The organism is Prochlorococcus sp. MIT 1318 (assembly GCF_047304505.1).
Lineage (GTDB): Bacteria > Cyanobacteriota > Cyanobacteriia > PCC-6307 > Cyanobiaceae > Prochlorococcus > Prochlorococcus marinus_D.
Window position 1 is genome coordinate 1,099,487 of record NZ_CP138958.1, and the last position, 14,207, is coordinate 1,113,693.

General features: G+C 51.1%; 14 protein-coding genes. 3 read left to right on the plus strand and 11 right to left on the minus strand.

The window, feature by feature from the left end; genetic code table 11:
- Nucleotides 1-16 precede the first annotated feature (16 nt).
- From infB to rimP, 4 genes are all read right to left on the minus strand, one after another.
- On the minus strand, nucleotides 17-3,400 hold the full coding sequence (gene infB / locus SIB66_RS05440; RefSeq protein WP_063406355.1) for a translation initiation factor IF-2: 3,384 nt from the start codon (nucleotides 3,398-3,400) through the stop codon (nucleotides 17-19).
- 63 nt (nucleotides 3,401-3,463) lie between these two features.
- The gene (locus SIB66_RS05445) at nucleotides 3,464-3,742 is read right to left on the minus strand and encodes a YlxR family protein (protein ID WP_063406354.1); all 279 of its coding nucleotides are present in this window, start codon (nucleotides 3,740-3,742) and stop codon (nucleotides 3,464-3,466) included.
- Entirely contained in the window at nucleotides 3,739-5,187 is a 1,449-nt protein-coding gene (nusA, locus tag SIB66_RS05450) for a transcription termination factor NusA (protein ID WP_063406353.1), read from the minus strand. The genes SIB66_RS05445 and nusA overlap by 4 nt, the downstream gene beginning before the upstream one ends.
- A gap of 53 nt (nucleotides 5,188-5,240) precedes the next feature.
- A complete protein-coding gene (gene rimP / locus SIB66_RS05455; RefSeq protein ID WP_063406352.1) occupies nucleotides 5,241-5,705 on the minus strand; it encodes a ribosome maturation factor RimP in 465 nt (154 codons plus the stop codon).
- A 251-nt stretch (nucleotides 5,706-5,956) separates the two neighbouring features.
- Between rimP and SIB66_RS05460 the strand changes: the two genes are divergently transcribed.
- Nucleotides 5,957-6,307 carry a hypothetical protein gene (locus SIB66_RS05460; RefSeq protein ID WP_236070241.1) on the plus strand — a complete coding sequence of 117 codons (351 nt, stop codon included), beginning with the start codon at nucleotides 5,957-5,959 and terminating at the stop codon, nucleotides 6,305-6,307.
- 55 nt (nucleotides 6,308-6,362) lie between these two features.
- Complete coding sequence (locus tag SIB66_RS05465) at nucleotides 6,363-7,061, plus strand: mechanosensitive ion channel family protein (RefSeq protein ID WP_413410275.1); 699 nt, start codon at nucleotides 6,363-6,365, stop codon at nucleotides 7,059-7,061.
- 42 nt (nucleotides 7,062-7,103) lie between these two features.
- On the opposite strand, the gene SIB66_RS05470 is transcribed toward SIB66_RS05465, so the two are convergent.
- From SIB66_RS05470 to SIB66_RS05480, 3 genes are all read right to left on the minus strand, one after another.
- Entirely contained in the window at nucleotides 7,104-7,541 is a 438-nt protein-coding gene (locus tag SIB66_RS05470) for a hypothetical protein (RefSeq protein ID WP_236070239.1), read from the minus strand.
- A 468-nt stretch (nucleotides 7,542-8,009) separates the two neighbouring features.
- A complete protein-coding gene (locus tag SIB66_RS05475; RefSeq protein ID WP_063406350.1) occupies nucleotides 8,010-9,557 on the minus strand; it encodes a DUF1254 domain-containing protein in 1,548 nt (515 codons plus the stop codon).
- A gap of 38 nt (nucleotides 9,558-9,595) precedes the next feature.
- Nucleotides 9,596-11,029 (minus strand): DUF1254 domain-containing protein, encoded by a 1,434-nt coding sequence (locus SIB66_RS05480; protein WP_413410355.1) that lies wholly within the window; start codon nucleotides 11,027-11,029, stop codon nucleotides 9,596-9,598.
- Between SIB66_RS05480 and SIB66_RS05485 the strand changes: the two genes are divergently transcribed.
- Entirely contained in the window at nucleotides 10,959-11,153 is a 195-nt protein-coding gene (locus SIB66_RS05485; RefSeq protein ID WP_236070253.1) for a hypothetical protein, read from the plus strand. The genes SIB66_RS05480 and SIB66_RS05485 overlap by 71 nt on opposite strands.
- Before the next feature lie 144 nt (nucleotides 11,154-11,297).
- Here the strand turns inward: SIB66_RS05485 and grrM are convergent, their stop codons facing one another.
- The 4 genes from grrM to grrP form a co-directional block, all read right to left on the minus strand.
- On the minus strand, nucleotides 11,298-12,473 hold the full coding sequence (gene grrM, locus SIB66_RS05490) for a cyclophane-forming radical SAM/SPASM peptide maturase GrrM/OscB (RefSeq protein WP_063406348.1): 1,176 nt from the start codon (nucleotides 12,471-12,473) through the stop codon (nucleotides 11,298-11,300).
- Complete coding sequence (gene grrA, locus SIB66_RS05495; RefSeq protein ID WP_074164562.1) at nucleotides 12,470-12,733, minus strand: GrrA/OscA1 family cyclophane-containing rSAM-modified RiPP; 264 nt, start codon at nucleotides 12,731-12,733, stop codon at nucleotides 12,470-12,472. The genes grrM and grrA (SIB66_RS05495) overlap by 4 nt, the downstream gene beginning before the upstream one ends.
- A gap of 136 nt (nucleotides 12,734-12,869) precedes the next feature.
- On the minus strand, nucleotides 12,870-13,235 hold the full coding sequence (gene grrA / locus SIB66_RS05500; RefSeq protein ID WP_074160838.1) for a GrrA/OscA1 family cyclophane-containing rSAM-modified RiPP: 366 nt from the start codon (nucleotides 13,233-13,235) through the stop codon (nucleotides 12,870-12,872).
- A 51-nt stretch (nucleotides 13,236-13,286) separates the two neighbouring features.
- Nucleotides 13,287-14,084: an extracellular substrate binding-like orphan protein GrrP gene (grrP, locus tag SIB66_RS05505; protein ID WP_236070238.1), complete on the minus strand. Its 798-nt coding sequence runs from the start codon at nucleotides 14,082-14,084 to the stop codon at nucleotides 13,287-13,289.
- Between the last annotated feature and the right edge of the window lie 123 nt (nucleotides 14,085-14,207).

Below are 14,207 nucleotides of genomic sequence, written 5' to 3' on the forward strand. Positions count from 1 at the left end.
TAGGTGGGGCGAAACCTCATGAGCTACTCAGCGTGCGTCGCTTGGTCACTAGTTTGTGAGCTTCAATGATGTCGCGTTCTTCCCAGTTAGCAAAGCGATCACAGCCGATGCCGCACTCGAAGCCTGTGGCCACCTCCTTGACGTCGTCTTTATTTCGGCGTAGGGAGTCGAGATCGCCTTCGAATACCACCTGTTTGGCACGCCGTACGCGCACTCTGCAGTTGCGCTGCAGCTTGCCTGCGGTGATGTAACAGCCCGCCACGGCGCTCTTGCCGATGGTAAAGACGGCACGCACTTCTGCTTCTCCAAGCGATTCTTCCACCAGTTCTGGCTCTAGTAGACCTTCCATAGCCATCTGGATGTCTTCCAAAAGCTTGTAGATCACGTCGTAATCACGAACGTCTACACCCGTGGCATCCGCGGCCCGCTTGGCTCCAGAGGCCATGGATGTGTTAAAGCCCACAATCACAGCCCCGGATGCAGCAGCAAGATCCACATCAGTTTCGGTGATTTCACCTGGTGCGGAGAGCAACACGCGAACCTGTACCTCATCCTTCGGCAATTGTTCCAAGGATCCCAAGATGGCTTCCACACTGCCTTGAACGTCGGCTTTGAGAATCAGGTTGAGTTCCTTGAGTTCGCCATCGCTTGCTTGGCCAGAAATGGCTGCGAGGGACACCCTCCTTGAGGCCATCTGTTGGGCCAGCCTGGTGGCACGGGCATCGGAGGCGCGTTCTCCCACAACGGCTCTTGCTGACTTCTCATCTGGGTAGACCTCAAATTCATCTCCGGCTGTTGGCACTTCGCTGAAGCCGAGGGCCTCTACGGCACCAGACGGACCAGCTTGTTTGAGTCGGGCTCCGCTGTCGTCGACCATGGCTCGCACCTTGCCAAGCACTGGGCCGGCAGCGAGTACATCTCCGGTTTTGAGGGTGCCGTTCTGGATTAGCAATGTGGCAACAGGTCCTTTGGCCTTATCGAGGTGAGCCTCGATAACGGTGCCTTTGGCCAGACGGTCAGGGTTGGCCTGCAAATCCTCAACTTCGGTTACCAGCAGAATCATCTCGAGAAGTTTGTCGATGTTCTCGCCCTTGATGGCACTTACGGGAACCATCACCACATCACCTCCCCACTCTTCGGAGAGCAGGTTCTGATCAGAAAGTTCCTGCTTGACCCGTTCTGGAGAGGCTCCCTCCTTGTCTGTTTTGTTGATCGCCACAATGATCGGAACCTTGGCAGCGCGTGCGTGGCTGATGGCCTCCAGGGTCTGAGGGCGTACACCGTCGTCAGCAGCAACCACTAGTACTGCTATGTCCGTGACTTTGGTGCCGCGGGCGCGCATGGCAGTGAAAGCCTGGTGGCCTGGTGTGTCAAGGAATGTGATCTTGCGGGGCTGACCGCCATGATCGATCTCCACCTGATAGGCGCCGATGTGCTGGGTGATGCCTCCGGCTTCAACCGCGGCAACCCTGGCTTTGCGGATTGCATCCAGCAGGCTGGTTTTGCCGTGATCGACATGACCCATCACGGTCACCACAGGGGGACGGCGGATCAGGTGGGCTAGATCAGCCTCCTCAATCATCTCCGTTGTTTTTTTGGCTGCCTCCTCAATGTCGTCCTGGAGGACAGGCACCCCGAACTCCTCTGCCACTGCTTCGATCGTGGGAAGATCTAGTGACTGGGTGACTGTGGCGGTAATCCCTTTGAAGAAAAGGGATTTGATGATCTCAGAGCTTTCAATGCTGAGCATGTCTGCCAGCTCCTGCACTGTGAGGTTGGCCTCCGGAACAATCAGCATTTCTGGCCTGACCTGCTTCGCTTCGCGGGCTGCACGCAGCTCCATTGCCCGTCGGCGTTGCCTTTGTCGGGTGGTTTCTTTTTTGCGCTTGCGTAATGCCGCCACGGGTTTAGAGGCGGGCTTTTTCTGCGATTTTGGTTTGGCGGGCCGGGCCAGGCTTGCAGTCAGTACGACGGCCTGTTGTTCTCCTGCGTAGCCGCTGGTTTCTGCGGTGAGGGCATCATCATTTTCCCCAATGATGTGCACCTTCTGGCGCTGCTTCTGGGGAGACTTGTTGCGCAGGGCTTCCAGCTTGGCGCTGTCGTCCCACTCCGGTCTACCGGGCCTCCTTGGGGATCCAGCAGCAGGCGCTTGAGCGGGGCGGTGACCAGGTCTTTTGGGTGCTGTGGGTGTGGCAGGGCGTTCAACTGGTGGCGTTGCTCCCTCGGATCCTCCGCGGGGTCCGACGCTGGTTCCGTCCGCTCGTCGTGGCGGTGGTGTGCCAGGTCGACCGGTGGGCTTTTGAAGCTGCATCAGCTCTCCAGGTGCCACCGGTTTGCGCATGCCTGCAGGCATACCTGGGCGGGTGGGGGCTCCTGGGCGGTTGTTGCTATCCCGTGCTGCGGAGCCAGCGTCGGATCGATCACGCCGAATGGGCTTGCCCACTAATTCGAGGGTGTTGCCGGCAGAACGAGGCTGTCCTGGTCTGGTTTTGCCTTGCCGTATGGGGGCGCCAGGTCGTTGGGGCGTGTTAGCGCGCTGATTTGGTCCGCCGATCGGTCGTGGACTAATTCCGGGTCGTTTTTTGTCAGGGCGTTGTCCCTCTGGCTCTGGTCGGCTCGGAGGGGCTACGACAGGACGCTTTGGTTTAGGGCGTCCCACCAGTTCTGGCTTTGGAGCTTTGCGATCAGATGGGATTGATGGTTTGGCCGGGGGTGCGCTGCGTCCTGGCGTTGCTGGCGATTGTGGCCTAGAGACGATTTTGGGACGAGGGCCTCTTCCACTAACGGTGGTTGCTTTACTCGAAGTAGACGTCTGACCGGCACGTGGGTCTTTGTCCCCCGTGCTTGGAGGCACGGGGGAGGAGGGTTTGTTTGCTGATCTTGGTGTAGGAGCGGTAGGTCGACTGGGGGTTGCTGGACGACTGATAGGAGCGTTGACCGGTCGAGCTGCTGTTTTAGCTGGCGAGCTTGTCGGGGTTGGAGTGGGGTTTGCTGGGCGAGTCGGTGGAGCAGGATGAGCGACCGATTCAGTTGAGGGTCGTTTAGGGCTTGTTGGTGTGGGGTTTGCAGGGGCGGATGGCTTGACGTGGCTGATCTGTGAGATCTGTGAGCTGCTTGTAGCTTTTCGCATTGGTGGCGCAACGTCCTTAATGGCAGTGGGCGCTGCTTTTTTCACCGACAGAATTGTCTTTCCAGGTTCCGACTTGTTTGGTGGAGCTGAATTAGCAGCGGAGCCTTGGCGCAACAGGCTACGGATGCTCTTTGCTTCATCGTCACTGATGGAACTGCTATGGCTCTTGGCCGCAATTGAGAGTTTCTCGGCGGCATGGAGCACGTCCTTGTTCTCAAGGCCTAGGTCCTTGGACAGCTCATAAATTCTGATTTTGCCGCTGCTGGTCATTAAAAGCTCCTGTCGGTCCGGGCACGAAGTGCCTCGGGGCTCCAAGCAAGTCGGGGCCATTGTTTATTTTGCCTCAGCGGCGGAATCAAAGGAGTGATTGAGCCGCTTTTGCAGCACCTCCACAACGTTGTTGGGCACCTGGCAACGCAGGGCTTTCTGTAGACGTTTGCGGCGGAGTGCCTCCTCAAGGCAGGCCTCGTTTGGACAGAGATAGGCCGAACGACCCATCCCTTCATCGAGGACTACACCCTCCTGATGGTCGCGTATCACCCGCCAAAGCTGCTGGCGATCCAGCAGTTGACGACAGGTCACGCAGCGACGCAGGACGGGGCGTTGGTTCACCGAGCTCTGTCCTCTTCTTCTACTGATACTTCATTTGAGAGTTGTTCGCTTGAGGCGTCAGGTTGGCTGCTCAAGTCGTCAGATTGGCCGTCGGATTCATTTTCGTCTTCAGCCATCGTCTTAGCAGGTTCTTCTTGGTCGTACTCTTCTTCATCTTCCGGTAGGGGGTAAAGCTCTCTTAGGCGTGCATCCTCTTCTGCTCGGGTGGCTTGTTCAGCAGCCAAACGGGCTTCGGCATCGCGTTGGAGAGCCTCTTCTTCCTCTCGCTGAGAAATCAGCTCGGCGACGGTGGTGTCCTCACTGGCCTGGTCATATTCCTGAGAGTTTTTGATGTCGATTTTCCATCCGGTTAGACGAGCTGCTAGGCGTACATTTTGTCCTTCTCGTCCGATGGCCAGGCTTAGTTGATCTGGGGGGACTAGGACGTGGGCATGCTGCCCTTCTGGATCCACCAGTCGCACCATCTCAACGCGAGCAGGGCTAAGGGAATTGGCAATGTATTGACCCGGGTCAGGTGACCAGCGGATCACATCGATTTTTTCGCCGCGTAGTTCATTAACCACTTGCTGAATGCGTGAGCCGCGGGCACCGATGCAGGCGCCGACAGGGTCCACTTCACGTTCAATGCTGTCAACTGCGACCTTGGTGCGTGGGCCCACGGAACGAGACGGAGGATTGGCTTCACGGGCTACGGCCACAATGCGCACTGAGCCTTCTTGGATTTCGGGCACCTCGTTCTCAAACAGGTAAACCACTAGTCCTGCGTTGGAGCGGCTAACGAACAGTTGAGGCCCTCGTCGGGGCACTTCGCTGACTTCCTTCAGAAAGACTTTAAAGGTGGCGTTGGCGCGATAATTGTCGTTGGGGAGCTGGTCGCGGCGTGGGAGCTCCGCCTCTACTTCAGGGCGCCCAAGACCAGAACTCACGGCCATGATCACCGAATGACGTTCAAAACGGATCACACGAGCTGTGAGCACGGGATCTTCTAGATCGGCAAATTCCTCTTGAATCATGCGGCGCTGCTGGTCGCGTAGCTTTTGTGCCAGTACCTGCTTGGTTGTAGCGGCCGCCATCCGGCCGAAGTCTTCTTTCTCGGGGGTGACGTCGAGCACCACGGTGTCACCGATCTGGGCGTCTTCAGCGACTTGCATCACTTCTTGAAGAGCAATCTGGTGGTCTTCGCTCTCCACCTCTTCAACGATGATTTTGCTAGCCAGGACCCGATAACCTTCATCGTCCAGCTCTAGGCCAACATCGAAGTTACTGAAATACTCTTCTTCGAAAGGGTCCTCACTGATACCTAAATAAAGAGTGCGTCGGTAGCGTTCATATCCTTTGAGGAGGGCATCACGCAGGGCTGCTTCCACCACTTGGGTAGGGAGTTTCTTCTCCTCGCTGATGTCTTCGATCAGGTTGTTGAGGCCGGGGAGTAGAACGAGAGCCATCGACGATGGAAAGAGTGGAACAGTGCTGAAGCTGAGCTGATCGTTAAGGTGATTTATCCCGTGGGGTTGGTAAGGCGCACGCAGGTCACAGCCTTACGTGGTATGCGTTGAATGCGTCCCTTGATGTTGATGTGCACATGTTCGTCGGATCGTTTGTGCAAGAGACCGGATTGATGAAGGTCTGAATCGTCGTCGCGGAAGCTGATCTCCACAGGGAAGCCTCTGAAAGTCAGGAAGTCCTGATCACTGTGGAGCTGATCTCCGATCCCTGGGCTGCTGATTTCCAGAACATACGCTTCAGTAAAAAGTTGGGAAGCCTCCAGGGCTTCAGCCATAGAAGCGCTGAAATGAGCACAGTCGTCGAGGGAGACATCACTGCCATCCTTGCGACGGATCTGCACCTGGATGGTCATAGGAATCAGATGGGTGAATACCTGTACACAGCAAAGTTTGTAGCCTTTTCCTGAAGCCGTCGCCGAGGCGAGGATTTCCAGGTCCGGGAGCAAAGGATGAGGCAAAAGCAGGGGGTAAGGTTGGACTTCTGGCCCGACCGGCTTCAGAAGTGACCTGCCTCCCGAAGGAGGTACCCGCCAGGCATCAAGACAATCTAGGTGATGGCCTCTTCATGCTGTGTTCAACTGATGCAGAGAATGCCATCAAGCCATCGAGAATCTGGAGAATTCGCTAATCAGAGCCGGCCGGCCGTTTGGCAGCGATGGGCTTCGCAGACAATTCAAATCTGTGCGGATGCATCTTGCTTATGCCTCTGATGACACCCCTTCCCCTCAATCTTCAGGTGCCGATTGCCGGCCTTGTTTTAGCCATTGTCAGTTGGTTGTTGCCAGACACTTTTGGCAGGAGGTTCCGCTCAGGTTCGTTGCGGCGTGGATTGCTTCTCAGTAGCAGGCAAAGCATTTCTCTGAGTTGCGCACTTGTAGGAGTGATTTGTTGGCTATTGGATTTGTTGGATCCGTCATTGATTCAATTCCCGCGTGATGGTGTTAAGGCGTTTGGAATTCTTGTGGTCATAGGTCTTTCATGGACGCTGCTGTCTTGGAAGAAGGAGCTCAAGCAAAACCAAGACAGTTATGCCACTCAGATGCTTCCAGGGCTTTGGTGAAAAAGACAGGCTGTTCCTATTCGATGTTGTTCAGAAGACCATCGGTATAGCAGCCATGCTCATTTTATGCCTGGAGGTGATGCATCTGATGGGCATTTCGCCGGCTGTACTGGTTACCGCCGGTGGGGTTGGCGCCCTTGCATTGGGTTTCGGGGCCAAGGGGATTGTCTCGAATTCCTTAAGCGGCCTTAGTCTTTACGTTAACCGTCCCTTTGTTGTAAGTGACTTCATCGATATTCCCTCCGAAAATCTTTCTGGAAATGTAGAACATATCGGTTGGTTTTATACCAAATTGCGCTCCTCTGATCGCCAGCCAGTGTACATACCAAACAACATCTTTACAAGTAAGCCGGTTGTTAATATTGCTGATATAGACAACCGCAGGATTTGGATTGAATTTGTTGTTAATTATGGCGATCGTAGAAAGATTGAGTCGATCGTGAGTGATCTTTATCAGGTTTTAGTTAATCATTCAGATGTAGATCAGAGCAAGAAAATGGCCGTGAATTTCACCGGCTATGGCGATTCGAGTCTGAATCTACGCTTGGTCTGTTATTCCTCTAGTGGAAATCTAAGCGATGCTTGGGCCTTGCAACAGAGGTTGCTTCTCAAGATTGGTGATGTGGTTGAAGTGCATGGTGCAAGCATGCCATTCCCCACCCGCACTTTGATTCATTCAGGCTCGAATCAAAAACCGCAAAGGATGAACCCTTTGATAGGAATCAATCAAGAATCGGGAGAAGGTGCAACTTGACCCTCCCCAATTTTCTTGTCAATTTCTAATGGTTCAACTGGATTACTGGCAGCCTTGAACAGAAATTCGGTAGCTGAATCCAGTAGCGCCTGGATCCTTTGCTGTTCCTACCTTGAAATTCACTTGACTCACCGCTTTACCAGGAATTGCTTGGATAGGGCCAAACATTTTACCGGTACCCATTGGCGGCCGCATGGATTCGTTGACAACTTGAAGGTTGCTGCCATCGCTGAACTTGAGGAAGGCCTGAATTGGGTAGCTGGCAGAATCGGTTGAATCTGCAGTGAAGAATAGTTTGTAATTGCGATAGGGCTGATTAACAGCAAAGTCTGTATTCCAGTTTGTGCGGCCAAAGGCACTGCCCATCAAACCCTTTGGTCGCTCTACTCTCTTTTTGACGATCTTGTTGCCATCCCCGCCAATAGGCATTAGGAATTCACATTTGGCGATGGCTGACTGAGGGGTAAGAACTGAGGCCATCACCAGGCCTGCGGCCACAAAGCGTGATTGATACATAGGAAAGGACTATTCACATCCATAATGATGGTGGGCTTGGAATTTTGCAGCGCAATTGTAATTCTAGTTAGCCCTAAGCACGTAGCTAAACACCAGTAGGTATCTGTGAATACTAGGGATTGCTGCAAGTGGCTCATGATTTGAGTTAATGGGTTGTTTAGTCAAGTCCATTAGTGTGCTTGCAATACTGAGCGTATAAATCAGTGCACAACCTGTTTTGATCGCTGGTGATGGTTAAGCCGCTGCGCGAGACCCCTCCGATGATTATAACTAGTGGCATTCTGATGCGATCTCAGGAGCTTTGCTCACGTTGCATGAAGATATTGGGGTCAAAGTTCAGTTCACTTGATCAGTAACTTGCTATTAATGATAACCACTACTATGCCCTATTCAAATCAACCTCGGTTGCCTGAACGATCAACGTCTTGGCAATCAGTTCATCTTTTTAATGGCTCCCAGCTTCCAGGTTTGATTGAACCAGGGATCAAGTGGACCATAGAGCCGCAGGATCCCGAACCAACCTTTGCTGGGGATGGTTTTGATCCAGTTTGCCTTTTTCCCTTCGGGTGCTTTGGGCCCGAAGTAAAGATCTATGGAACCATCATCATTCACCAGCATCTCTTGGTTGCGTTTGTTGTTTTTGCTTGGATAAGGCGACTCCTTGCTTTGCAGCATTGAACGAGTCTGGGGGTCGTAAACCACAAAGGACCAGAAGCGATTGGCCGGAGCATTAGCCGGAACTGTGAGTTTGTAGGTGTTAGCTCCATCGAGGTATGCGCCGTTGCTGTCACGCGAGGAGAAGGCGTACTGAGACCCCACGCCAGGCAGTTCAAGCGCCATCGCTGGGGTATTGACCGTAGCGAGATAGAAGAAAAGGGTGCGTCCATCCATATCGCGTCCACCATTTCCCTTGTTTACGAGGTACTCGTGACTACCTCCGGGAAAACCGGTTTGCCAGTAACCAGACCTATTTGGGTAGATGTAAGCCTTTGGATCCTGAGGGGAAAACAGGATCGAACGGGCAGTGGCATTCCCAATGGCTACAGCTTCAGTGAGCAGCGCTTTCTGTTCAGCATCCGGGGCAAAAGGCTTGCCTTTCTGAATGCCAATGGCTGACGCCATACCCAGCAGCTCTGGGGAGAACATCTCCGAAGGTTCACGTTGGATCACCTCATTGAGTTCCTCGTAAAATTTGAAATTATTGGCATGAATGGTATTCACCGTCCAGTCGGTAAGGTTCTTGAAATTGTTGGCTTGAGGATTTGCTCGCATGGTATAGGGGTACACCTTTAAGCCATTTTTGAAGCTGTCTCGTGCTGTATCAGTCTTGCCTTCCTCATCGAGAAAACCACGAAGAATCAACCAGTTGATGTAGCTCGGGGTCTTTGCCACAAAAAAACCATCGGTCGTCGCAGGAGCCTCTTGCCCTGGCCCAAGAATCAGATATTTACCGCCCATGCCCTTGTCGGGGCCGGGGCCTCCCATATCAACCACAAAGCGGAAGAAGGCATCATTTACTGTTCCTGGTCCGGTACCGGGTGGGACTTCCACAATGATCGGACCAGAACTGAGATCGAGAAAAGTAGAGGCGTAAACCGTATCGGTATTTCCAGTGAGCCAAAGAGACTTGGAACTCATCAGCTCATCAAAGATGCCGATGTCCTGATTTGGTTTCATGCCATAGCCATCACGATGCCCCACGTAGAGCATCTCGAGCGACGCTGCTGGCATGAAATTGAGGAATGTCTGCACACCACGGCCTAAATCAACCTGCCGGCGAGCAAGTCTCATGGTTTCGTCATCAGGAAAACCATCAAAGTAATTAAATAAGCCAAGCCTTGTTCTTACACGATTGGGAGTCAGAACATCCTCAGGGATTGGCGTGTTATATCCATTCGCTTTAAGGTCTTGGGCTTGAACAGCGAGACAAGCACTAGCCAAAAGAATAGCCGAAGCAAGAGAGGTTTTAAAAAGTTTCATGGATTTAATTAGAAGAAATTAGTAAAATTTGTCTGGTATCATCCCATCGGCTGAATATCATTGAGCTGCCAAATTTTATCGAACCAAGGCTGCAGCGGTCCGTAGAGACGAAACACAGCAAACCAGCCCTTACCAGGAACAGTTTCGATCCAATTGGCTTCTTTCCCCGTTGGGGGTTTGGGACCGAAATAGAGGTCAATACTGCCATCAGTGTTAACGTCTAAATCCTGATTTCGTACACTATTTTTGCTCGGCAAGAGCTGGCCAGTCTGCAGCTCAGACCGTGTCTGCGGGTCGTAAACGACCATCGACCAAAAGTCTTTCGCAGGTACATCCTTATCAATCGTGAACTTGTAAGTTTTGCTTCCATCGAGATAACGACCGTTAGCATCAGTGGCCACAACGCCATATTGCGATCCAGCCCCAATCATTTGCAACACCATCGCTGGTGTATTTACTGTGTAGCCCCAAAAGAAATTATTGCGTGCATCTAAATTTCGACCACCTGCACCATCATCAATAAGCCATTCATGACTTCCACCCCCAAAAGGTGTAAACCACTGTTTGTCTTGATAGAAGTAAACATCCTGATTGCGGGGTTTACCCATGTCGGAGCGTACGTAGGCAACACCAACTTGGATTGCTTCTTCTAGGATCTTTTTATCTTCTGGAGATGGAGAAAAAGATTTACCTTTTTCCAATCCGATAGCAGATGCCAATCCCCTTAGTTCAGGATCAAGGAAAGCAACTGGCTCACGCTGAATGACTGTATTGAGTTCATTAAAGAACTCAAAATTATTGGCATGAACTGTATTGAAAACCTTTTCACCAGCTTGAATAAAGATCATCTGAGCCGGGTTATCTCTTTGGGAATAGGGATAAAGACGCAAACCATTTTCATAATTAGCGATTGCTTGATCAGGTTTACCGTTGGAATCAAGAAAAGCCCTAAGAATTAACCAATTTGAATACGTAGGAGAACGAAAAACAAAATAGCCGCCAGCATGACTTGGCTCAGAATCATCTGGTCCCAGGATGAGATACTTTCCTCCTTTTCCCTTGTCTGGCCCAGGAGCTCCAGTATCAGCAACAAAGCGGAAAAAGGCATCATTAATAGTTCCTGGACCAAGACCAGCAGGGATCTCGATTACCAGAGGCCCTGTCTTCTTCAGGTTGAAGAACGTCGATCCGTAGACCGTGTCGGTATTACCTGTCAGGAACAGAGGATTTGACTTCAAGGGGGCCATCAATGCCACCTTGGTGTGGTTATCGACTCCTACTTCTGCATGACCATGGCGAAGCATTTCAATGCTTGCTGCTGGCATCAAGGTTAGAAACGTCTCATAGCCACGAATGAACTTGAGATTTTCAAAACTTTTCCGTACCGTCTCCCCATCAGGCATGCCGTCAAAAAATCTGAATGTTCCAGCACTCGTCTTTACGGTGTCTGGAGTGAGAATTCCTGAGGGTATTGGAGTCGTGAAATTCTGGGATACTTTTTTTGATGCAGTTGTCTCTGCAAATCCCATTGGGCTTGACAATCCATTCACTAGCGTGCTCATTACTATCCCCGCGATCACCGAAGAGGCTCTGTGATTACAGATCACTTGCGTGAATGGATTAATCATGATTAAATCGCTCTTCATATCTATTTATTGTACTGATAAATCTTTCGCGATGGCTTGGGCGTCTCTCTAACCAGCATAAACAGCAACTCTTGCTGCTCGAATATTGCTTGAGTTAAAAAGGAGTTTCGTGGTCTATTGGAGGGCTAGATTTGAAGCGATCTAATAGCACATCTACAGGTATCTTATTGTTGAAGCGACAAGCATTTGTTTCGCTACAATTGAGACTTCCATGTTCCCAGAACTTATTGCTTCCCATGCCACCTCCGCAGAAGCCGAAGTAGTTGCATTCTTTCTCACAGCGTTGCACACCAGACAGCATATCCTTCCATAATTTTTGAAATCGCTCGCTCTTAGCTGCTTCCATTAGCGAAATCTTGCGGATGTTGCCAAGATCAAATGTGCCATAAAGCTTTGATGAGACTGAAAGAAGTTCAGGGTCAAAGGTTGAAAAATTACCCTGCCAATTGACACTCAGAATTGAGTAAGGTCGATTGAGTTCATTTTGATTAAGTCGCCGATTTTCACGAATCAGACTGATCACTTGATCAAACTCCCTCAGTACAACAGGGAAGCCATCCTGCTCACTTAACTGCCAAAAGGTTTGTAGGAACTGACGGTATTGTTCCTCGCGTTCGAAGCCTTGCATCGATGAACTTGTATGTTCACCTTCTTGCTCTTCAACATTGAAGCCAACAGAACGAATTTCATTGTCACGAAAGAATTGATACATCCCGTTTGGATCATCCATTGCTGTTGCAGTTACAACGGCAATGGCATGAAATGGGATTTTGTTTCGCTTTAGTGCTTCGATACCTCTCATTGAGTGGATATGAGAGCCTTCTCCATTGCGGAAGCAACGGTTGGCATCGTGTATGTCTTTGGGGCCATCCACGCTGATGCCAACAATGATCTTATTCCTGCGAAAGCATTCACACCAGGCATCGTTAATCAGTGTGGCATTGGTTTGTACGTGCTGTTCAACATGAACTGTTCCATTAGTCCATTTTTCTATAGCTTCGTTGATTAATTCCGTGGCTCTATCGTAGTAGCTGCAGGGTAAGGTCAGTGGCTCCCCTGCATGCCACACCAGGCTTAGCTCTTCACCAAAGAAGGGGCTTTCGAATATCCTTTGCATTAGTAAAGGCAAAAGCTCAAGATCAAAGATCTTGCGGCTCTTACGATCTGGCAGATAGCAGTATGAGCAGTCCAGATTGCATAGAGAGGTGGACTGAATAACTACCAGCCCGATTGGACCGAAGCGACTAATGTCAGGACTTGTTGTTGTCATTGAGATGAATGTTGTCTGTTAACCAGTTCAAGAAACCCCCCACTACCATTTTCCCAGGAGCGTGCCTGATCATTCTCTCCAAATATTATTTTATTAGATCTGAGAAATAAGCTCCATCTACCGTTGCGAATGCCTTGGATACTCGCTTCAATTGGTTTAGAAGTATTTGGTTGGCTGTGAAGTCCAGCCTCTGCAGATTGCGTGATTACAGCAGACGTTGCTATTAGCGCATATAGGTTGATTAGAGAGCGAGTTGCCATGGTGTAATGACTGCATTAGTCGTGCAGTTTCATTCAGTACTAAGGGTGATCAATGCATCGGCCAAAGCACTGATGAGGGTTATTGCTTTGGCCGATATCGCTTGTCTGGGTTGTATTAATTGCTGCTAATTATTCGTTACCAATTAGCAAAGCCACGGCCACCGTAGCCGCCATTCAACCAGCCCCCTCCGCCGTTGCCCCATCCTCCGCCATTACCCCATCCTCCGCCATTGCCCCAACCTCGGCGAACAACCCTGCCGCCACCATTCCCCCACGCGCGGCCACCACCATTCCCCCATGCGCGAGCAACACTTCTTTCATTTGAACTTGAGTGTCTCTGGTTAAGTAATGCTTTCCAGGCGCCAGTTCGAACGGTTTGAATTTTCGCTTCGATGGGATTTGCAAGGTTAGGCTGATTGTAAACGGCAGCTTCAGCAGACTGCACGACAACAGCTGATGAAGCGAGGAGTACATATATGCCGAGTAGAGAGCGAGGTGTCATGGGTTTGTAGAAAAGAGGATGTGAAGGATTGGAATTAGAATCTTCTAACGATCAACGCAAAGATAGTTGCGCAGCGGTAGATAAGACTGTGGCGTAGTAGGCCTTGATCAACTCTTGCTTGAGATTAACGGCACTTCCTGGACCAATCCAGCGATTGACCATGGCTTGAACAGGGGCAACATCATTCACATAGCCTTGCAAGATCTTGCCGATGGCGATGTTGCTGTAATTCAGCATTGTGGAGTTGTTTTCTGGAATGATGCAGGCGATACCTGAACGGCCGTATGGAACGATTGGCACGAGATTGGCGTTTGCTGCAACTCTGGCTTGATTGGCTTTGAGCCAGAGACTGTCTCCACCGAGTATGTCAACAGAGCCAGAGCGCATGGCGGCAAGAGCTGCTGCTGGAGAGGCGTAGGAGACGTAATTCGCCTGTGGTGCTGCTGTTTCGAGAGTTTGAGCAGCAACGGTGTCTTTAATGACCCCAACAGTCTTGCCTGCAAGAGATGCGGGAGTGCCATCATTGCCGCTAGGAGCTAGTACCCTCACCCCGCCCAAGGCAAACGGGATGGTGTAGTCCACAAGCATTGCCCTTTCCCAGGAGTAGGCAACACCACAGGCGATGTCTGCTTTGCCGCTCAGCAGAGCATCTTTTGCGTCTTGTACTGAGTTCACCTGTAAGGGATTAAGCCTGATCGCCTTGCCTGCAAAGGCCTGAAGTTCATTTTTGACAGCTGCAACAACATCGATTGCTAGGCCCTTGAAGCCTGTGTTGCTCTTGCTCGCAAACGGAAGTTCGTCACCGATAACTACCGCGTTCAGCTTGCCACTGCGTACAACCGACTCCATGGAGGTCTCTGCTGAGACTGGCTGGGCTGTTAAGGCAGCTAGTGCGAATAAAGAGCCCAAAAACGCGATACCTCGTGTCTTCATTAAAATGCCGATTAGTAGATCATTTAATTTTACTTTGTA